The organism is Bacillus sp. RB3 (genome assembly GCF_030164735.1).
GTDB lineage: Bacteria > Bacillota > Bacilli > Bacillales > Bacillaceae_G > Bacillus_A > Bacillus_A cereus.
Genome location: NZ_JASNGE010000034.1, coordinates 18,580 through 40,732, shown reverse-complemented (window position 1 = coordinate 40,732; position 22,153 = coordinate 18,580). Strand labels below are relative to the sequence as shown.

The following is a 22,153-nucleotide window of genomic DNA, read 5'->3' as shown; positions in this document are numbered from 1 at the left end:
TGCAACCCCATTACGTACTAAATTAACGTATCAATTTAATTAAGGAGACATACTAAAATGCAACGACACAAAAATATGTATCTATTAATTATTTTATGCACGGTATTATGTATAATAACTCTAGTCCATAAAGGTGAAAATAATAGCGTTAAAAATACAACATATGAGACGGATAAACTTGTTAAACCCGATAAAAAAAAATCATATTCTAAAAAGAATAATCCTTTAGAAGTCCCTTTAATTCTACAAAATCCAGAATTAGAACGTGGATGCGAAGTGACAAGTTTAGCAATGCTTTTAAATTTTAATGGGCTATCCGTTGATAAATTAGAGTTAGCTGAAAATATTAAATATGTACCTTTTCAAAACAATGGATTTATGGGAAATATGGACGAAGGATTTGTTGGAGATATGTATGACATAGATATGCCTGGTTTAGGTGTGCATATTAAGCCGATTTTAGAGTTAGCCAAATTATACATATCAGAGAATTGTATTATAGATTTAACCGGAAGTAATCCCGAGGATTTATATAAAGCAATTGACAGAGAACACCCTGTTTGGATTTTAACAAACGCGAGCTTTCGCAAACTACCTGATTATGAATTTCGTACTTGGAAAACAAATATGGGTGAGAGACAAGTTACATACCGTCAACATAGTGTTTTACTAACTGGATACACCGATCAATATGTATACATTAATGATCCATTAGATACGGAAAAAAATAAAAGAATTGATAAGAAGTATTTTGAAGAAGCATGGGTTCAATTAGGCAGACAAGCCCTAACTATCATTCCTAAAAAAAACACAGAGCTATAAGATTTGAGATAAACTTAAAATTACTAATTTTTAATTATATAATTATTATATAATAATATCTAGTTTACATGAGAATCACTAACGTTATTAATTATATAAAAATTAAAGGACACACCTATACCATTGGAGTGTTACATAAGGTGTGTCCCTCACATAAATCAAAAATATAAGATAAAATAATTTGAAATTTATTTTTTAAGTTTGATTATAAGGCATGTGATATTTTGTGGCTCAAAAAATCCATACCTTATCAATTAAACCGATTGGTAACACATATTCCCTTTTTTGTGATTTCCTCATATATAATGATTTTAAGAATTTATACAATTAAAATACTTGCTAATTTGTAATAACTCCTCTTTTATATTCTGAGAAAGGGGGCTTTTGTCAGAAACTGATAAATCTTCTAATAGCTAACTGATTTTTTATTATTATTTTCTTATTTCCAACAGAGGCCATGAGTCCTAAACTTTCAAACTTATTCAATTTACGACTAATAGTCTCTCTTGTTACCCCCGCATAATTTGCCAATTCCTCTCGTGTCAATGGCAAGTTAATAAGTATTCCATCCTCAGTACTTTTGCCATATTTATCACAAAACTCCAATAGTATGTGAGCAATCCTAACTTCAGGATTGTTTGTAGCTAAATTTTGCACTAAATTCTCTATCTTGGCTAAACGTTTTGTGACAACTTTTAACAACTTTAATGCAATACTTGGATTTCGTTCCATTATATAATCCATATTTTCTTTTTTTAGCATACAGATATGAGTATCTTCTATAGCATATGCACTAAAATTACTTTTTTCATCATAATTAAATATATTTAATTCACAAAAGGATTCACCACTTGCCAGTATATGCAATATTTGCTCTTTCCCTTGAAAAGTTAATGTACATAGCTTTACTTGTCCACTATTAATAATAAATAATGTATCTGATTTATCTCCCTCAAGAATTAATGGCTGGCCCTTTTTAAACTTCCTATGTTTTGTCATTGAAGCTATATTACTAATTTCCTCTTCGGAAAGGGTCTTAAAAATTAGTACTTTTCTTGGACAAAGCTCTCTTGATTTTTTATGATTATCGTCCATATTTTCTCACCTTACTCTAACTATAGAATTAAAAAAATACTGATATCCAAGGTTATTATAGACATTTTTATCAAATATTGCAGTGACCCAAATCACAACTATATGTTTATGAAGACAGTGATATACACTATCCTCATAAACATATTTTGATATGGCATAGAAAAATATGGCCCTGAGGAGAAAGGGTGGCGTCAGGGCCATATAGAGTGTACCGAGAATGGCTGAATCGGTATAAGTATCTGCTACATAATTATTATAGAATTTTTTAAAGAATATTTCTGTGACCAGAATCACATTCAAAAATATAAAAAACAATGAGAATACTGTGCAGTATTCTCATTGTTTTTTCCTTCTTATTCATCTAGTGGTGCAAAATGATTTTTATCTTCTCCGCACACAGGACAAACCCAGTCCTCTGGTAAATCTTCGAAACTTGTTCCTGGTTCTATATCCTCATCTGGATCCCCTACCTCTGGGTTATAAATATATCCACATGGTAAACAAATGTATTTTTTCATGATTTCCTCTCCTTTTTGTACAGCTTTATATTTTTTCTTTTAACTTGCTCATTATTTCACTTATGTTTGTATTTAATAAATCTATTCCTTCTAACGATACATGCTTTTCAATCGCAGATTTGTAAGGAATAGATGCAGCAACTCCTTCTAATGAAATCACACCGACTATTTTATTATCCTTAATAAATAACCTTGTATACTTCTCCTTACCGTCTTCTTCAACAATTGTTGTATCACATTGCTCTTCATTAACAACTCCAATTGAAAATAAAGATACATTGAATGCGTTAAAAATAGTGGTTGGAATTTCTTTTTTATAAATGGCAGTTTTAGAGACCATATTACTACCTGCTACTCTTCCTTGTTCCAAGGCAGTCCCCCATAAGCCTTCAATTTCATTATTTACTTCTGCAACATCTCCCGCAGCGTATACGGAGTCTATATTTGTTTTCATCTTCTCATCTACAACAATACCTCTATTTAATTTAATAGCAGTATCATGTACAAGTTTAGTGTTCGGAGTAACGCCAATTGAGTAAACAATACTATCACAATTAATTTGAGAATTGTCGTTCATCTTTATGCCAGTTACAGATTCTTTCCCGAGAATAGAATCAATAGAAGTATTTAAATACACCTTTACTCCTTCCTTTTCAATTTTTCGTTTCAAGAGAAGCGAAGATTTTGTATCTAATTGTCTTCTCATTAATAAAGGAGCTACTTCTACAATGGATACCTTTTTACCAGCTTTCAGAATAGACCATGCTGTTTCTAACCCTTGTACACCCCCACCAATGGTCACAACACTTTCTTTGTCCTCTAAATGACCTTTAAGCTCATCTACTTCTTTCATGTCCCTAATAGTAAAAATATTTTTTTTATTAATTCCATTTATCTCTAATCTTCTATTATTCGCTCCTGTACAAATTAATAGTTTATGATAAGAAAATACCGCTTCATTGGATGTAACAATAAATTGCTCTTCTGTATTAATTTTTACCACCTTTGTATTTATAAAAACTGATATGTGATTATCTTGATACCACTTTTTCTTTTTAATTAACACTTTTTCACTGTGTAAATCTGAATACAGATCCTTTGATAATTTAATTCTTTTATAAGGTAGTAATGGCTCTTCACCAAAAATAAATATATTTGATCCTTTATCATACTCTCTAATAGTTTTAGCGGCATTTACAGCAGCTACACCACTCCCAATAATAACAAAATTCTTTTCCATGTTTTCACCTCCATTTTTCTATTAAATAGAACTCAATAATAAATCTGTAACAAATGTTGTTGCATGTTGGATTTTCTTTACTTTTCCCTCATCTTTTGGAGAGAATCTAATCCGAATAGGAAATTCAACATGAGTCATACCTGTAGATTTGATAACTTTTGATGTGCTTTGTACATTCATATTTGTTTCATTGAGGTAATCTTGTATCACTTCAATTGCCTCTCCACTCCAACCATATGAACCGAATGAAGCTGCAATTTTCTCTTCTAGGTTCATTTCTGTCATTTCTTTTAAAATTTCTTCTAAATTACCAATCATATCTGCATATCTAGTTGAAGATCCTATGAAGACTGCATCTGCTTCTTGAATACTCTTTAAAACCTCTAATTTCTTTGATTTATCAGCGTTAAATACTGATACACGAATATTATCTGCTTCTAAAGTTTCTTTAATAATATTTGCTACTTTTTTTGTATTATTTTTAATTGTTGTATATACAATTGTTACTTTCTTATCTTGATTGGTATCTCTACTCATATCCGCATATAATTTAATATACTTCTGTATATCCTGACGTAAAATGTAGCCATGAGATGGTGCAATCATTTGTACATCCAAATCTTTTAGTGCTTCTATTAATGTTCTTACATATCTTCTATGTGGATGAATAATAGCATTATAATAACCGATAAAGTCTTCCGTAATATCTACATTCGCTTTATCACTGAAAATCTCGTCATTTGCTATATGAGTACTAAAAATATCACAAGGAAATAAAATTTTATCCTCTACACAGTAGGTAATCATTGTTTCTTCAGTATGAAGATATGGCGTTTCTTTAAATTTTAATGTTTTTCCACCAATATCTAATGTATCACCGTCTTTTACTACTAAAAACTTTCGATTATGCAGTTTATACATCTCTTGTATTTCTGGTACTGCAATTTCTGTACATACAATCGTTGCATTAGTAGCTCTTGATGCTAATGCTGCCAATCCCCCTGAATGGTCGGGTTCTGTATGATTCACTACAATATACTGAATTTCTTGTGGATCAATTAATTTACTTAATGATTCTACAAATTCTCTTCCAAACTCTATATCAACTGTATCAATCACTGTTGGTTTTTCCGTTTTTAGCAAGTACGCGTTATAAGTTGTTCCTTTTGCTAAGATTAAACGATGAAATGGAACTTCTCTATTATCAACTTTTCCTACCCAATATATATCTTTAGTTAACTGAATTTCTTTGCCCATATAACTCAATTCCTCCTCAATCAGATTCGATTTACTACTGAATTATATAAACTTTTTTATAATTAAAAGAGGACTAGAATCACATTTTAAAAAAATTAATAAAAAAACACCTGAGTAACAGCTTTCTACTCAGGTGTTTTTAAAATTTATTTTGTTGCTACAATTACTAATGCCGGACCATCAAGTGAATATATTTTTTTATCAAAATTAGCGTAAGTTTCTACTGACTCAAATCCACAATCTATTAATATGGGAAGTAATTGTTTTTTTGTAATTGGATATAACTCTATACTATTTGAGAATTCTTCACCACTTGTATTTAATGTTACAGTAAATAGTACCTTTTTTCTCACGATTGCATAATCTCGTTTGAATGAGAAATGTTCTTTCGTAATTACTGGAAATATGAAATTTTTTTGATTTAATACTTTTTCATAGTTTACAATTTGAACTATGAACTTTCCATTTTTCTTAAGTTTTTTAAAAGAACGTTGAATGAAATCAGTAATTTCCTGTACATTGTCCAAATGAACCAACGTATTTCCAATACAATAAATACCATCAAATATCCCAGGCACATCGTCTATTTGCTGCATTCTAAGTGTATTTACAAAAAGTCTTCCCTTATGGGTTATAGCCTTCTCAGAAATTTTATCAGCCATTTTCTTCTCTGGTTCCATCGCAGTTACAATCATTCCTTTTTCAACTAATGCATTAGCCACATTCCCTGTTGCCGCACCTACATCAATTACGGAGTCCCCCTCTTGTAAATATGAAGCAATAAAATTCAATTGTTTTTCATTTTCTGGAAAAATTTCATCATAATACGGCATTAATTTTTGGTAAAAAGTCATTATTTATACATTCCTTTCTACATCCAGGATTGGAGAAAACATTAATACAACAATTAATCTAAACGAATTAATATATGAATATAATATAAACAATATGAATCATTATTAGTCTTTACGAGACAAAATATTTAAATACTATTATTGTTGTAATAAAAACGTAAATAGCATTTATACTCTCTAAAATCCCCACTTTTAAGATTGAAATATTTCTTCCATACAGTACTATAGACCGTATCAAACTTGGGATAAAAATAATGGTAATCGTTGGTGATAAAATAAGCGTAACAATCACAAGTAATAAATGGTACCACCATGACAGAATGCGATACGTTGGATTCTTTTTTTCACGTATCATTGTTTTTACATAAAACGTACTTCCTATAAAATATAAAAATGTTATAGTCGCTATTATCAATATATTTTTATCGACTGTTTTCATTGTGAAGTAATAACTTATAATGCCCCCTATACAAAACAAAAGAATTGCACATACATCATTTAATAAAGCTCGTTCATTTTTTTTGCTAGAAAAATAAATGTTTATACAAAAAAACGGGAGCATAATAATAGAAAAGTAAACTATACGCCATTCATAACTAAGAGCAATAGCTGTACATATACAAGCCTCACCAAAGTAAAGAAAAAAATAATATAAATAATACTTCTTTCGCGGCTGTTTTACATACATTAATAAGGGATATGTAGCTAAATACACAAAAAACCACGCTAAAAAAAGAGGTATATGATACCATGTCCATTTGCCAGTTAAAATACCTAAAACAAATGGAATAAGCAGCATTCCCCAGGCTCCATGCTGCTTTGGAATAATTAACTTCATTCTTCCACACCTCACATTTAATTTTTTATCAAAATGTTACGTAAGAATGATAATAAGTAGCATATATATCATTAAATTTATAGATAAAAAACTTTACCAGTGAGAGAATCCCCCCACTGGTAATCATACTCCACCAATTTAGGGAATACCCATCCCAAATAGTAAAATATAATGAATTTCTCATACTCACTCTTCTCTTATAAGATAAACTATGTTTTTAAAAAATACTGTGAGTGAAATCACTGCATTTTATTTTTATACCTTTTATTTCATAAAATATAACATTGTTCAGTGTGTTTTTACTCTCTATTGATATCCTCACTCTTTGAATCTAAAACAAAAGAATTTTTATCTATAAATAATTGAATCATTCTATATCTTTTTATTTTTTATGAGCAAGGTAATACGATAAACTTCTAGATTTAATCTCTTCTAAACAGAAAAGATTACATACTTCATTTATTAGTACCATTGCAGAAAAGAACTGTATATAGTATTATTTACCGATGTTATATACTACATATTGAGATGGAGTGAATTTGATGAACAACTCAGACAATGTAAAACAGCAAAAAAATACTTTATGGACAACTTTTGATAAAATTATAAACAGTTACGATCAAGACTTAATGCAAGAAAATGCAAATGTTGATGGTCGATCTCCAATGGGAATGATGGGAACATTTGCATCAGAGAGCGCAAAACTTTATGTAAGGGAACATTTGCTTTCTAAACAAGTAAAAGAAGCTATTAATCAAAATATTTTATACCCACACGATTTAGATTTTTATGCAACAGGAACAACCACGTGTTCACAAATCCCTTTAGCACAATTGCTGAAAAAAGGGTTCCACACTGGACACGGCCATATGAGACAACCACAAGATATTAAAAGTGCATTAGCACTCTCGTCTATTATTCTTCAAGCTAATCAAAATATGCAGCATGGTGGGCAATCTCTTGCCATGTTTGATATAGATTTAGCACCCTATGTGAGGAAAACATTTGAAAAAAACAAGAAAAAGTTAAAAGACTATCCACTAACAAAAGAACAAATTGAAGTGTTTGCATGGAAAGAAACAGAAAACGATACATATCAAGCATGTGAAGCATTTATTCATAATTCCAATAGTATGCATAGCCGTGGTGGTGGACAAGTTCCGTTTATTTCAATTAATTACGGAACAGATACATCAAAGGAAGGACGGTTATTAATTAAACAATTACTACAGGCAACACAAGCGGGATTAGGAAAAAGCGAAACGCCTATTTTCCCCATTCAAATTTTCAAGTTAAAAAAAGGTGTAAATTTTGAAGAAAAAGATCCAAATTATGATTTATTTGAACTTGCATTAGAAACAACAGCAAAGCGATTGTTCCCTAACTTTTCATTTTTAGATGCGCCATTTAATGCAGCGTATTATAATGGGCACCCAGAAAGTGAAGTATGTTATATGGGTTGTCGTACTCGTGTGATGTCTAATATTCATGGTGAGGAGACAGCAATTGGCAGAGGAAATCTATCATTTACCTCTATTAATCTAGTAAAATTAGCTTTAATAAATGATTCAAAAGAGGGATTTTTTAAATCGTTAAATCATTATATCAAACTTGGCATTCGTCAATTGCTAGAAAGATATTCATATCAATGTACAAAAAAGGCAAGAGATTTTCAATTCCTATATTCACAAGGGATTTGGCGCAATGGAGAAAAACTACAACCAGAAGACTCAGTTACTGAGATTTTAAAGCAAGGAACATTGAGTCTTGGTTTTATTGGACTTGCGGAATGCCTGGTTGCCTTAACAGGAAAACACCATGGGGAAGATAAAGATTCATGGCAACTTGGAAAAGAAATTGTTACCTTTATGAGAAATAAGATGGACCAAGCAACAGAAGAGCATTGCTTGAATTTCACCTTAATTGCAACTCCTGCCGAGGGACTATCAGGGAAGTTCATCAAAAAGGATCGTGCTGAGTTTGGAACTATTACAGGTGTAACCGATCATGATTACTATACAAATTCATTTCATATTCCAGTTTATTATCCTATTCAAGCAATTAATAAAATACGTTTAGAAGGACCGTTTCATGCTCTTTGCAACGGTGGTCATATTACGTATATTGAACTAGATGGGGCGGCAGCACATAATCTAATGGCTTTAAAACAAATTGTTCAAGCAATGGCACAGTATGAAGTAGGATATGGTTCAATTAATCATCCGGTGGATCGTTGTAAATGTTGTGACTATAATGGAGTTATTGAAAATGAATGCCCCAGCTGTGGAAATATAGAAGACCATTATATTGAAAGAATTCGCCGTATTACTGGATATCTTGTGGGGGACATGTCAAAATGGAACAATGCAAAGCGTAGTGAAGAAGCAGATCGTGTGAAACATAAATGAAGGTAATGAATATTATTCATGATAGTGTAGTAGATGGTGAAGGGCTACGGACAGTTGTGTTTTTTGCCGGTTGTCCGCATCATTGTTTAGGTTGCCATAACCCAAAATCATGGAATCTTTATAATGGTACCGAGATGAGTGTGAAAGAAATTATAAAAGAAATTTCCAAAAATCCTCTCACTGATGTAACATTTTCAGGGGGTGACCCATTTTTTCAAGCTATCGAGGTCAAAGAAGTTGCAAAGGCTGTAAAAAGTTTAAACAAAAATCTTTGGATTTACACTGGCTATACACTAGAAGAGATACAAAACTCACAAAACAAAGATATGATTGAGCTGTTACATTATGGAGATGTTTTAGTTGATGGAAGATTTGAAATCCAAAAAAGAGATTTGACTCTTCCATTTCGCGGAAGCTCAAATCAACGTATTATACGCCTAAAATAAGTATAATTCCCTTGCTTTTTTTCAATTATTAGTCATCACTAACCCAGTATTTATGAGCAGAAAGTATCTGCTCATAAATACTGGAAATATACAATAAAAAAATTTATAAAACAGGTTAAAAAAAGAGACATGCTCAATTCTTACACTTTTTCCGCAATACTTTTGGAACATATATACAAAAGGGTTCGCTTTCCATGTAATCCCCCGTCATCGCAAATGCCCTAGAACGAGATCCCCCACAAACATATCGAAACTCACAAACACCGCATTTTCCTTTATAATTGTCTGGATTACGAAGACTTTGAAAAACAGGAGAGTTTCGATAAATTTCAGCTATCGGTGTTGATTTAATATTTCCGGTTTTAATCGGCAATAGCCCACTTGGGTATACATCTCCAATATGAGAAATAAATACAACTCCATTTCCATCATTCACTCCTTTTGGAGCGCGTCCAAATCCATTAATTCCGTCCGTCATCCCTTCCATCAGCACATCTCTATATTGAATAATTTGATCTATTTTTTTAATTTCCTTCATTTTTTCTTGAAGAACAACGCGTCTATAGTGCTGAGCAGCTGTGGTTTTTATATCAAAAGAAACAGTTCTGCTTAGCTGGTATAGCCAGCGGAACACTCTTTCATGTTGAATTGGTGAAATCATATCTTTCTCTTTACCACGTCCTGTTGGGACTAAGAAAAATACACTCCACAACACACAACCTAATTCTTCTACCAAATTTGCCATATCTTTAAGTACGCTCAAATTATAATTAGAAACAACTGTATTAATTTGAATAGGGATTTTTAATTTATTTAAATGATGAATTGCATCCATTGTTAATTTAAATGACCCCTCTGTTCCTCTAAAATGATCGTGTACTTCAGCTGTTGGTCCATCTACACTAAATGCCCATCTAGCAATCCCAACATCTTTTGCTTTTTTAATCGCTTCTTTAGTAACCTTTGGAGTAGCACTGGGTGTCATGGAAACCCGAATACCTTTCTTCACCGCGTATTCAGCAATATCATATATATCCGAACGCATTAATGGATCCCCACCAGTAAAAACCAGCATCGGATTATCCATTTCATATATATCATCAATTAGTTTTTTTCCTTCTTCTAATGTTAACTCAAAAGGATCGCGATAATGCTGAGCTTCAGCACGACAATGTAGACATTTTAATTCGCATGCTCTTGTTAACTCCCATATTACAATAAATGGGTTTTTATTATAATCACGATTTATCAAAAAGAAAGCCTCCCATCAACTTACATACTATATTGTAAAATTATATGTGCATTTTTGTTGTGAGATTTATCACGCATAAGTTTTTAGCATTAAAAAAATCCCTCCTAAAATAGATGAAATTAAGATAAAAAAGCACTCTCCTATTTATAGGGGAGTGCTTTTTATTTTAAATATATCTTAAATATTTATATTTTATTGCTTTTTTATATAAATTTGATTTACTTATTATTTCTATTAGATTTCATCAAATCATTTAGTAATAAATCTAATTCTCTACTATAACAAATTACCTTTTCATGAGTGAATCCATACTGCTTAACAAGCGATATTAATTCTTCTTTTTTTTCAATTACTTGATTTAACTTCTTATAATTAGACATAGTTTTTGTACAATCCCGTCTTACCTACATACAGGTCATCTAGGCAGCATTTTTGTTAGATGCTCTATTTAGAACACAGCTCTTTATAATATTTATTTCCCCTTAACACCCATATACAATATATTTACAAATATCAAATACAAAATCTATGAACTAAAAAAGTTATACCTACTTAACTTATTACACACCTTTATATGCTTGTTTATATACTTCTTTTAATTCTGAAATCAATGGAAGTTTCGGATTTGCTGGTGTACATTGATCTTCAAATGCTCTTTCCGATAAGACATCCAAAACATTGTCAAATGCTTCTTGTTTTACTCCTTGTCCTGCAATACTCATATTAATATTTAATTCTTTTCCAAGGCTGATAATTGCTTGCACAAGAGATTCTACCCCTTCTTCCACTGTACTTGCAGATAGCCCCAATGTTCTTGCAATATATGCATAACGTTCATCTGCCACAAAATGCTCATATTTTGGGAACAATGCATGTTTTCTCGGCTTAATTGCATTATAGCGAATTACATGCGGCATTAAGATTGCGTTAGCGCGTCCATGTGGAATGTGAAATTCTGGTCCAAGCTTATGCGCCAAACTATGATTAATACCAAGAAATGCATTTGCAAAAGCCATACCTGCAATTGCAGAAGCATTATGCATTTTCTCACGTGCTTCTTCATCATTTCCATTTTTATATGCTCTCGGTAAATATTTAAATACTAGATCAATGGCTTTTAAGGCTAATCCATCTGTATAGTCATTTGCCATAATAGACACGTATGCTTCAATTGCATGTGTTAACACATCCATTCCAGTGTCTGCTGTTACATGAGGTGGCACTGTCATTACAAACTGTGGATCAATAATCGCTACATCTGGTGTTAATTCATAATCAGCAAGTGGATATTTTATATTATTTTTTTTATCTGTAATAACCGCGAATGGTGTCACTTCTGACCCTGTTCCTGATGTTGTTGGAATCGCAACAAATTGTGCTTTTTGCCCTAGTGTTGGAAATTTACATGTACGTTTTCTAATATCTAAAAACTTTTGTTTGATTCCAAAGAATTTTGTTTCTGGATATTCATAAAATAGCCACATTCCTTTTGCTGCATCCATTGCTGAACCTCCGCCCAATGCAATAATTACATCAGGTTTGAAGCTTCTCATCATCTCAGCACCCTTGAATACTGTTTCATCTGATGGATCTGGTTCTACCTCTGAGAAAACACCTACTTTTACATCATTTAAATGCTGTTGTAAGTAATGTGTAACTGTGTCCACATATCCCAGTTCTACCATTCCTGGATCCGTTACAATGAATGCTCGTGAAATGTTTGGCATCTTAGCTAAATATTGTGTCGCATGTTTTTCAAAAAAAACCTTAGGTGGTAATTTGAACCATTGCATATTATTTTTTCTATTCGCCAAACGCTTTACATTTATTAAATGTGTAGCTGTTACGTTTTGAGAAACAGAATTTTTACCGTATGATCCACACCCTAATGTTAAAGATGGAATAAATGCGTTATATATATCACCAATCCCACCTTGTGCTGACGGTGAATTTACTATAAGGCGACAAGCTTTCATTCTTAAACCAAATTGTTTTTGTACTTCTTTATTTGTAGAATGAATAACCGCTGAATGCCCTAAGCCACCTAAATTTAACATTTCTTCACAGTATTTAAATCCTTCTTCTTGTGAATTTGCTTTGATACAAGCTAATACTGGGCTCAATTTTTCACGTGATAGTGGATATTTTGCACCCACTCCCTTAATTTCAGCTACAAGTATTTTTGTATCTTCTGGTACCTTAATGCCTACTAATGATGCAATATAATGTGCTGATTTCCCAACGATATCACTATTTACTGCACATGTATTTTCATTAATAACAAGCTTCTCTAGTTTTATTCTCTCTTCTTCGGTAACAAAATAACAATTGTTGTCTTGCATTTCTTTTTTTACACCATTATAGATTTCTTTATCTACAATGATTGCCTGCTCAGAAGCACAAATCATACCATTATCAAATGTTTTTGATAAAATTAAATCATTTACAGCTCGTTTTACATGAGCTGATTTCTCTAAATAACAAGGTACATTCCCAGGTCCTACTCCTAAGGCCGGTTTCCCTGTAGAATATGCTGATTTCACCATTCCAGCACCTCCGGTTGCAAGAACAAGTGCAACCCCCTCATGGTTCATTAATCTTTTTGTTGCCTCAACAGAAGGTTTTTCGACCCATTGAATACAATTTTTCGGTGCCCCTGCCTTAATTGCAGCATCTCTTAAAATTTTAGCCGCTGCAACAGAGCATTGCTGAGCAGATGGATGAAAAGCGAAAATAATTGGATTTCGTGTTTTCATTGCAATAATTGCTTTAAACATAGTAGTTGAAGTAGGATTCGTTACTGGTGTCACACCAGCAACTACACCTACTGGTTCGGCAATTTCAATGACTTCTTCATGTGGATCTTCATGAATAATTCCTACAGTTTTATCTTTTTTTATGCTATGCCAAATATATTCAGTCGCAAATATATTTTTTGTACATTTATCCTCATACACACCTCGACCAGTTTCCTCAACTGCCATTTTTGCTAATGGCATATGTTGATCTAATCCAGATAGTGCCATTTCATGAACAATATGATCTACTTGCTCTTGCGTATAAGATTCTAGTGCTTTTAGTGCTTCTTTTCCATTTTCAACTAAAGTATTAACAACTTCTTGTACATCATTTTCATCTTTAATTACTACGTTGACCATTGCTTGTACTTCTTTTTCATCCGTCTTGTTTGTCATATTAAAGCCTCCAGATCACTATAAAAATAGATTTAAAATGTTGGAACTTATTGTTTTCATCTTGCCTATTAATTAAAAGCTTAAATCATGTGAAGTATTTCACAAATAATGATGTGAAATTTTCAACTACTCCTACTATACATGAAATGACTATTTTTTATTGTGTATTTTTTGTGAAGCATTTCACAAATATTTATAATAATTCTAATCAATAATTACTTATTTACACCATCGATATATACAATTACATTCTCAGTTGTATTATTTCTCAATTCAATGTACACCTGAGCATTAAAATACAATATTTGTTGATGCCTTAATATCTCAATTTCATTATCAATTATAACCATTGTTTCACCGAAAACTGCATATATACATATATCCTTCTTCAAATATTTTGGTATGACAACATTACCTGACGGATTAATGAAAAAAAATGATGGAAATGTATTTTCAGTTTTATTAATAATTGTTTTGAATACATCATCATTTAATCCCATAGGTGTTACATTTTTTAGTTGCATAAATATCACTCCTATTCATGTATAAAAAATTTAATAAAGTATAATAAATTTATACTCTATTTTTATAAACTTATAGCGAGGATCTCGACTTTGCCTATAAGTTTATAACTATTAATTTCCTAAAGCAACAGTAATTCATTCCTTGTAAAGGACTATTAATTTGTTATAGTATGTAAATCTCTTTGTTGTGATAACTCTACTAAAGAAGACACTTAACACTTATATGTAATTTATCTAGTAGTATTTTATTTGTATAGTAGTTAGAACTTTTTATTAATAAATTTTGAAAACATTAGTATATATAATATAAATTATTTTTTTATTTAAAAATATTTTGTTTGTCCCCATCCTCTCTAAAATATTCCCCCTTTTCTTAAAATCTTATATAAATATATATCTTATATATATTAAAAATATAAAGATAAAACTTTTATAGGTTCATAAAATATAGAATAAAGCTTGCTATGACAATGTTTTTAACATGCCCTACTGTAAAAAATCATAAATGGTATGTAATGGGAGTGTGAAAATAGACTTTGTTGTATCATCCTTTCTACATAAAATCATAAAATAATACCACTATACCTACATAAAAAACGAATAAAAATAATTCAGTAATAAGTATATTTATTCATTCATAAATAAGAAGAAATTCCCGATATTTGTCCCCAATTTGCAGTCATTTGTACACAATCTACACACAATGATCATTATTTAATCCACTTAATTCAGTTATTCATATTTAATCACATAAAACTTGATGAATTTTAGTAGATTTACTTATAGAACCCTTATATAGCAACAATAGTATGATATTTTTATTCACAAATGATACTTTTTATAAACATATCCACTAAAAATTTAATTTTTCTTATGATTTTATGTAGAGTAAAATCTTTATTTATATAGGTATTGGATGCCTTTTCAAGTTACTATTGTGGAAATTAAGAATGATGAATAATTTTTATTGTATAGAAGTGCATAAAAAAAGATTCTATTTTCAATAGAATCTTTTAAAAAAGTATATAAATGTATCTAATAGAAAGGCTTTGAATGATAGAGCCAACACGAATAGCCCTCTACTTTGATTTTTTTTCAAAAATAGAGAGCTGAAAATGATTACATTTCTTCCATTACTTTTAATACCTGTTCAGTTGATGTTACTTGAATCCCAGCACGTATCAGCTGTTCCAACGCACGTATAAAGGTAATTAAATTTATGCTACCAGGTACTTCAATTACCCTTAGCTTTTCTTTTGGTAATTTATCTATCTTTTCAATGAACAATTCACGTACATCACTAGGAATAAAGCGTTCTTTATGTCCTTTTATTTTTAGAAGTTCACGCATTTCTATTTCTAAAGCCATATAAGCATTTAGATTTGCACCTTGTTCATAAGCGTATTTTCTAAATAATGTTTCTTCTTGATATCTTAGATAATTACGATGGTAAGACTCCTCTGTAACAGGTACAGCAAATTTGTTCTTTAATAACTCAAATGTTTTACGGAACAGCTTCTTGATGCTTCGGCGAGAGTACATAGAGAAATGCAATCCGAAATCAAATATAGCTTGTTCTTTTTGTTTTGCTGGTACATGCTGTGTAATAAGAGGATAAATCCCTTCTTTAGCTGCAGTATCAAGAATATGATACTGTGATGTTTGATTTAATAATTTTTTCAGTGTATACACTAACTTACTTGGATATTTTTCAGTGCGATCAATCATGTCACGCAAACTATGTATTACACTACGAATTTGTCGATGACAGGTATTTTTAAGTACATGAATAAATTTATTCATGTCTCGTGTAAATTCCCCAATATGCATTTCTTGTAGTGTAGATTCAATAAATCGGGCTTTACGGGCATACGTAACCTTTGGAGTAAAAGGATCACGATACTGTAGTTCGCCTGATTCTTTTCCACATAAGAAGTCTGAATGAATAGATAAAAATAAAGTCGTGTATTTTTTCTTGTTTTGAACCCCTTTTTGTAGTTTACAGATTTTGAATAGTGGAGTTCCTGTACAAGGCAATACAGTCGTTAGTTCTTTCATAACTGCACGAATTTGATGTGGATACTTCTTATGTAGAAAGCGGTACATCCCACCAAAGTGAGTCTTATTACCTCTTTCATCCTGTTTGTCTAAAGAACGTTTTAATGTAGTTTCTCTATGCTGTTGCATAGCAATATCTAAGAATAGCTTCTTAGATGCTACTGAAAGTTCAAAGAAAGCTTTTGTAAAGACTACAGGACTAATGTAAACATAAGGATTTGCTTTTTCTGTTTCTTCATTCATAAAATGAGTTATTTTAATTGTGTATCGACTATCTAATTCATTTTCAATTGTAATAATGTTATGTAGGCTTAATTTTTTTAATGCAATATAGAATTGAGAATGCTGTATACATGCCAATTCTTCTTTGTATTGCTTATAGTCTTCCCAAAGCATATGTACTGTTACGTTTGGAATAATACCATTCGTATAGCATTTTTTATGTAGGTAAAGAAATACTTCAAGATCTGCATTTGTAATACCGTACAATTTATGTTTTCTTCCCATTGTCTTTGAAATAGTATGACGTGAAAAAGATGGCTTCGCTTGTGCAACAAATCCATCGATATCCGCAATACGTTCTTCATACGACATTTGATTAATAATATCTTCAAGGTATGTATCTTTATAGCTATAGTATTTTCCTTCCAATGCATCAACAAGTGCTTGCCAAGATTTTAATGTAACTATAACCGCATTAGTAGATTGTCCATCTAGACTACGTTGATTACGAATAACAAATGATTTGCTCATCTTTTTCACCTCCTATACAAATTAAAATATACATATCCGTACAATATAAAATATACCGATTTTAATTATAGCAAATCAAAATTTGATGAAATGGGCCCCTTTAAGAGCCAACATGAAAAAATGAAATGTACGTTAATCCCTTTCATATCAAGGGGTTTCGGGTTTTGTCCTATTTTTTTTATGGACATGATATCACTATGGATTTTCATGTTCCGAATAAATAAGAAAATGAGTTGTAAAATGCTAATAAACGTTGTTCTAATAGGGTTGGAAGCTTATTTTCACAAAAATATAAGGGACATCATAGGGCTGTGGATTTTCATATTTCTACTTATTATAATTCATATGAAAATCGTCAATAAACATTGATATTAAAGGGATTTATATGAAATTTGGTATTTATAAAAGGAACGTGATACCGCTATGAATGATTCATCTTTTTAGATAGAAAGGGACATGATACCGCTATAAATTTTCATGTTTTATAATTCCCTGAAATTTGAGAAGATGTTGTATAAATGTATGGTATATAAGGGGTCTGGGAGGATTTATGAAACAAGAAAGGGACATGATACCGCTATAAATTTTCTTGTTTCATACCTTGAATATAGAAGAAACCCTTTTGTATCAAGGGTAAAAAAGATTATGAAAAAAATATATAGTTTAATTTCATGAAACATTTAAGACAGGATTTTTTCATGTTTTAGTCAAAAGGGACATGATACCGCTATAAATTTTCACTTTGTATGCAAACTTCAATGAGTATTACCATATATACAAGGGCAATTTTTAAACATGAATAACCTAGCTTTTTCATGTTTAATCAAAAGGGACATGATATCGCAAAAGAATTTCATGTTTCAGCTAATTCCTTGAAAAATATTAGGTTTCTTATAACGTCTTACCTTTTCCAAATGGATACAGTCTTGTATAATCAGTAAAAGAAGTGGTTATAAGCATACGTGCTAGATTATCACTAAAGGATGGTTGGATAGAACTTACTGTATTCTTTTTTATTTTCATGAATAGGAACATCATAAGGCTATATAGATTTAAGTTTAAATCATTCTCAATTGTAAATTAAATAAGGAGAAGGATGTATATGGATAATGTTCTACAATTGTTTAAAGATGCATTAGTAATATCAGCACCTATCTATAAACATAATGAACAATTGTGGTATAAATGGAATGCTTATTACTTAGAAGTTAAAGAAGATACTAGTAGGATCGTAACTTCGGACTATTTTTCCCCATCATTTTCAATGCTTGTACAGTGGCTTGAACAGCAACAAAAAAAGGGAATCTCCTCTTTGGAAATATTCACTAACATAGAAGCTTACCAAATTGAAATTGATGTGGCGATAGGATTATTTGTGGAGCAAGAGTTTTCAAGAGCTAACAATGAAACTGTGCAGGAACCAAAAGAATCTAATACAAGTTTAGAGAACGAGAATTACTATGAAGTGAATAATTCTGCGGTTTATTATAAATTAAGAGATGGCATAGCAAAGAATCAATTTGAAGAAGATGAAAATACAAAGTTGAAATCTTATCCAATTGAAACGAAAGATAGTAGTGGAGTTGCACAACTATCTTCACATAAAGATGAAGATTTAAGATTAATAAATATTGAAGAAGCTGCTCGTTGGAATACATTGGTTGATGGTGTAATGAGTAATATGGATGATTTAACTGCTGACTGTTTAGATGCAATTACTATTCAGTGGTTAAAAGAGGCAAAGTCTCCTGATGAATTCATAGATTTTTCATATAATCAGGTATTAGAAATGTGTAGCATACCTAAAGCAAAGGCTAATAACACAGAATATTATCGAGCAGAAGATAAAATAAAGGTTGCCAAACGTATTGCTGCCTTAGCAAGTATTTTTATCTATTTAAATGATGATAATGAGGTAGTTGTATTAAATGATCGAGCTGAAGCAGGTAAACATTATGAAGTAAAGCGAGAAGTTATAAAGAGGCTTTTTGTATTAGATTCTGTGGTACTCTGGAGAGATACTAACACTAACGAATATATGGGGATAGAATCTTGCAGGATTAAGCCAGGGAGCTTCTTATCAAGTTATTTATATGGTTCTAGTAGTACAACGGCACTATTATCAAAAAAAGCGTTAGAATATAATAGTTATAGACATAAATATCATAAGAGATTGATTCGTTATTTAACTTGGCAATGGAGAATTCGTCAAATGTTCTCTAGTTTAAAAAGGCCTTACTCTATAGGAGGAGATAAGGGATTACTGGCTGTCATGGGTATAAATCAAAATCAAAAGCCAAATCGTATTCGTGAACAGTTAGAAAATGTTCTTATTGATTTAGAGAAGGAAAAGGTAATATCACATTGGGAGTACAGTGAAGATTTAAAAGAGGAAATGTTAACAAAGAAGAATTGGTTTAAGAACTATTATGCTCAGTTAGGTATAATAATTTTACCGCCGAAAGAATTAATGAATTCAATAGAAAAAATAGCGAAGAAAAAAACAGTAGAGATCATACAAGAAGAGTCTCCAGTGAAAATAGAAAATAACACTTTAGATGTGGATGATTATGAAAATTCAATTAGAGAAAAAATATCATTCTTCCATATGAATAAAAATATTACAATGCGAGAACTTTCAAAAGAAATAGGTATATCACAACCTACCCTTTCTAGGTTTTATAATAAGAAAACAAAACGCCTTTCAGGCACGGCTAAAGATAAATTAAATCAGTGGTATAAAAGACAAATTATTATTGATAAGATGTAGAAAAACTTAAATCCATGATAAAAAAGAGTCCCTAAAATAGGGACTCTTTTTTATCATGGATTTATAACGTTAGTTACCAAATAAATTGGCTGTATCCAGGTCTTCATATTCATCTTTAAGTACCGCTTTTTCAGCTGTTGATTCATTTTCTATATGTGTATCTTTAGAAGTAGAATTTTTTTCATTAGATGAGATTATTCTATTTGAATCGGCTACCTCTTCTTCATTTGCTTGGCTTTCTTTTTGAATAGTAAGGTTTGAATTATTTAAAAGTATACGCTTAACATCATTTAAAAAGTCTTTATCTTGAAGTAAAATTTCTTTTTGCATTTGTTGCTGTATCTTATAATCAGCCACGTCTTGTAATCCGTGTTTATCAATAAAATAGCAAACAAGTTTATACAAAGAATCGGCTATATTGCTTTGTGACTCGAACCATTTAAAGAATTCTTCATTCTCAATCTTCTTGAGGTTCCAGAAGAAGGATTCTCTTTTTTTGTCGGACATACTATTTCACCTTTTTTCGAGAAAGAATTTTCTTGATAATTTGCATCCCCTTAGCATTCATATCTACAGCGTATTTCTCTGGAATCCACAATAAGTACATTCCAACTCGCTCACAATACTCTAATAATTGATTATATAATTCATCTTTAAAAGTAATACTTCCCCCACCATACACACATAAAACTTCAGCTTCACTGGCTGTATTGTTTACATATTTTTCATCTGTATCTTCTAGGATTAGTTCAGCTTGTTCCACTTTTGTAATATTAAAGTGGGTTGTTGCCTCTTCATGGTATTTATGATCTATATCTTGAAGAATCTGAGAGAATTGTTGGCGTTTAATGTTTGTGCCACGTTCTTGATTTAATAATTTTACAGCTTCTTCTGTAGCATGACCGACACCACGTCTTTCACCGCTACAAGCATCAATTACAGGGTTCACGCCAACTGTATAGATATACTCAGTTGTTCCATCCCCAATATCAGAATGTAAAATCTTTTTGTTTTTAAAGAAGGAGCCGTCAATTTTTTTGATTTCAAGTTTTTTTGCATATAGTTTAGTGAAATCAGTAAACATCTCCTCTTCCCCTTCAAGAATTGCAAATAACGGAGGAACACCCTCTTGTGTAATGTTTGCACTATTAAATGTTAAGCTAACCGTTACCTGCTCTTCTCCTACATAAACCACTACAACATGATTTGAATTAGTAAAACGTTGTTCTAAATGTTTAGCGTTTACGGGTGTCCATTGGCTTGCTGGGATAGCTGAAATAAGGTCAACAGTCACATTGATTGATTGTGGCAGTTGTTCTGTTCGTTCCCATTCAAGTTGAACTGATTTGTTTGCGATTAATCCTAGCATATTAATTAGTGGTAAATCATCATTGTATTTTTGACCGACTTTAATGTTCATGTTTTTAGGGTTTTTACCTGTTAACATCGCACGATTTCCAATGAAATACATCCCGGATCTTCGAATTGATTTACTAGCAATATTCACGAACATATTATCTACTAAATTAACTACGTTTTTTTGGATGTTTGTCTCTGTAACATTAGGCATTGAGTAAACACTTTGATATACATTTTTCATTTTTATGTATTCACCATTGATGTAACCTTTAAATGAATCGTTCCCAATATCACCTTCTATGTCTATATGAAGAGTTTTGCCTTTTAAACTTGCCATTATACATCACCTCTATGAAATTTATTTCTAATTTATATCTAATAAATATATTATAACCTATAAAACCTTTGACAACAAGGGTTTTATAAGGTTTATGAATAATAAATATAATTAAAATATAAAACAGATATAAAATAAATATAAATTAGATACTAAATCGAGATGGGTTGGGTTATTTCGGGATATTTCTGATCTTTTTCATTTTCAGAAATATATTAGATATCTTTTAGATATCTATAAAATATAAAAGGCGTTATTGGTGGGAGGAATACGTTTGTCGAAGATGCCTTTTAAAATATCAGGTTGTTTCTATGGTTTACGGATAGACTATTGATGATATATTTTGGGAATCCAAGGGATATCTAGTGGAATGAGGTATACATTTTAATCAGGAGGAAGAAAATTAGAATGCAAATAAGATTAATTAC

Annotated in this window: 17 protein-coding genes; 4 read left to right on the top strand and 13 right to left on the bottom strand. The window is 31.1% G+C overall.

Annotation, left to right across the window (positions count from 1 at the left end; translation table 11 throughout):
* Window positions 1-57: 57 nt before the first annotated feature.
* Window positions 58-822 carry a C39 family peptidase gene (locus QO049_RS25990; RefSeq protein WP_284489631.1) on the top strand — a complete coding sequence of 255 codons (765 nt, stop codon included), beginning with the start codon at window positions 58-60 and terminating at the stop codon, window positions 820-822.
* 387 nt (window positions 823-1,209) lie between these two features.
* Here the strand turns inward: QO049_RS25990 and QO049_RS25985 are convergent, their stop codons facing one another.
* From QO049_RS25985 to QO049_RS25960, 6 genes are all read right to left on the bottom strand, one after another.
* Entirely contained in the window at window positions 1,210-1,917 is a 708-nt protein-coding gene (locus tag QO049_RS25985) for a Crp/Fnr family transcriptional regulator (RefSeq protein WP_284489630.1), read from the bottom strand.
* Between the two features lie 353 nt (window positions 1,918-2,270).
* Window positions 2,271-2,435, bottom strand: coding sequence for a rubredoxin (gene rd / locus QO049_RS25980; RefSeq protein ID WP_000759867.1), 165 nt, complete (start codon window positions 2,433-2,435; stop codon window positions 2,271-2,273).
* A 25-nt stretch (window positions 2,436-2,460) separates the two neighbouring features.
* Window positions 2,461-3,675, bottom strand: a complete 1,215-nt coding sequence (locus QO049_RS25975) for an NAD(P)/FAD-dependent oxidoreductase (protein ID WP_284489629.1) — start codon at window positions 3,673-3,675, stop codon at window positions 2,461-2,463.
* Between the two features lie 21 nt (window positions 3,676-3,696).
* Window positions 3,697-4,932 carry an FprA family A-type flavoprotein gene (locus QO049_RS25970; protein WP_284489628.1) on the bottom strand — a complete coding sequence of 412 codons (1,236 nt, stop codon included), beginning with the start codon at window positions 4,930-4,932 and terminating at the stop codon, window positions 3,697-3,699.
* 146 nt (window positions 4,933-5,078) lie between these two features.
* Complete coding sequence (locus QO049_RS25965) at window positions 5,079-5,786, bottom strand: class I SAM-dependent methyltransferase (RefSeq protein WP_000145190.1); 708 nt, start codon at window positions 5,784-5,786, stop codon at window positions 5,079-5,081.
* A gap of 112 nt (window positions 5,787-5,898) precedes the next feature.
* Window positions 5,899-6,624 (bottom strand): YwiC-like family protein, encoded by a 726-nt coding sequence (locus tag QO049_RS25960; protein ID WP_000766863.1) that lies wholly within the window; start codon window positions 6,622-6,624, stop codon window positions 5,899-5,901.
* A gap of 542 nt (window positions 6,625-7,166) precedes the next feature.
* Here QO049_RS25960 and QO049_RS25955 point away from each other — a divergent pair.
* Complete coding sequence (locus QO049_RS25955; RefSeq protein ID WP_284489627.1) at window positions 7,167-9,032, top strand: anaerobic ribonucleoside triphosphate reductase; 1,866 nt, start codon at window positions 7,167-7,169, stop codon at window positions 9,030-9,032.
* Window positions 9,029-9,478: an anaerobic ribonucleoside-triphosphate reductase activating protein gene (gene nrdG / locus QO049_RS25950; RefSeq protein ID WP_284489626.1), complete on the top strand. Its 450-nt coding sequence runs from the start codon at window positions 9,029-9,031 to the stop codon at window positions 9,476-9,478. The genes QO049_RS25955 and nrdG overlap by 4 nt, the downstream gene beginning before the upstream one ends.
* 133 nt (window positions 9,479-9,611) lie before the next feature.
* On the opposite strand, the gene QO049_RS25945 is transcribed toward nrdG, so the two are convergent.
* The 5 genes from QO049_RS25945 to QO049_RS25925 form a co-directional block, all read right to left on the bottom strand.
* On the bottom strand, window positions 9,612-10,730 hold the full coding sequence (locus tag QO049_RS25945) for a TIGR04053 family radical SAM/SPASM domain-containing protein (RefSeq protein WP_284489625.1): 1,119 nt from the start codon (window positions 10,728-10,730) through the stop codon (window positions 9,612-9,614).
* 218 nt (window positions 10,731-10,948) lie between these two features.
* Window positions 10,949-11,110: an aspartyl-phosphate phosphatase Spo0E family protein gene (locus QO049_RS25940; protein ID WP_080451699.1), complete on the bottom strand. Its 162-nt coding sequence runs from the start codon at window positions 11,108-11,110 to the stop codon at window positions 10,949-10,951.
* Between the two features lie 180 nt (window positions 11,111-11,290).
* Window positions 11,291-13,888 carry a bifunctional acetaldehyde-CoA/alcohol dehydrogenase gene (gene adhE, locus QO049_RS25935; RefSeq protein ID WP_284489634.1) on the bottom strand — a complete coding sequence of 866 codons (2,598 nt, stop codon included), beginning with the start codon at window positions 13,886-13,888 and terminating at the stop codon, window positions 11,291-11,293.
* Window positions 13,889-14,139: 251 nt separating this feature from the next.
* Window positions 14,140-14,448, bottom strand: coding sequence for a hypothetical protein (locus QO049_RS25930; protein ID WP_284489624.1), 309 nt, complete (start codon window positions 14,446-14,448; stop codon window positions 14,140-14,142).
* Between the two features lie 1,119 nt (window positions 14,449-15,567).
* Entirely contained in the window at window positions 15,568-17,259 is a 1,692-nt protein-coding gene (locus QO049_RS25925; RefSeq protein ID WP_087966526.1) for a hypothetical protein, read from the bottom strand.
* Window positions 17,260-18,361: 1,102 nt separating this feature from the next.
* Here QO049_RS25925 and QO049_RS25920 point away from each other — a divergent pair.
* Window positions 18,362-20,029, top strand: a complete 1,668-nt coding sequence (locus QO049_RS25920; RefSeq protein ID WP_246963639.1) for a helix-turn-helix domain-containing protein — start codon at window positions 18,362-18,364, stop codon at window positions 20,027-20,029.
* A 69-nt stretch (window positions 20,030-20,098) separates the two neighbouring features.
* Here QO049_RS25920 and QO049_RS25915 read toward each other — a convergent pair whose 3' ends face one another.
* Together QO049_RS25915 and QO049_RS25910 are read right to left on the bottom strand one after the other, a co-directional pair.
* On the bottom strand, window positions 20,099-20,536 hold the full coding sequence (locus QO049_RS25915; RefSeq protein WP_061660634.1) for a hypothetical protein: 438 nt from the start codon (window positions 20,534-20,536) through the stop codon (window positions 20,099-20,101).
* Between the two features lies 1 nt (window position 20,537).
* Window positions 20,538-21,725 (bottom strand): ParM/StbA family protein, encoded by a 1,188-nt coding sequence (locus tag QO049_RS25910; RefSeq protein ID WP_000157618.1) that lies wholly within the window; start codon window positions 21,723-21,725, stop codon window positions 20,538-20,540.
* Window positions 21,726-22,153 lie beyond the last annotated feature (428 nt).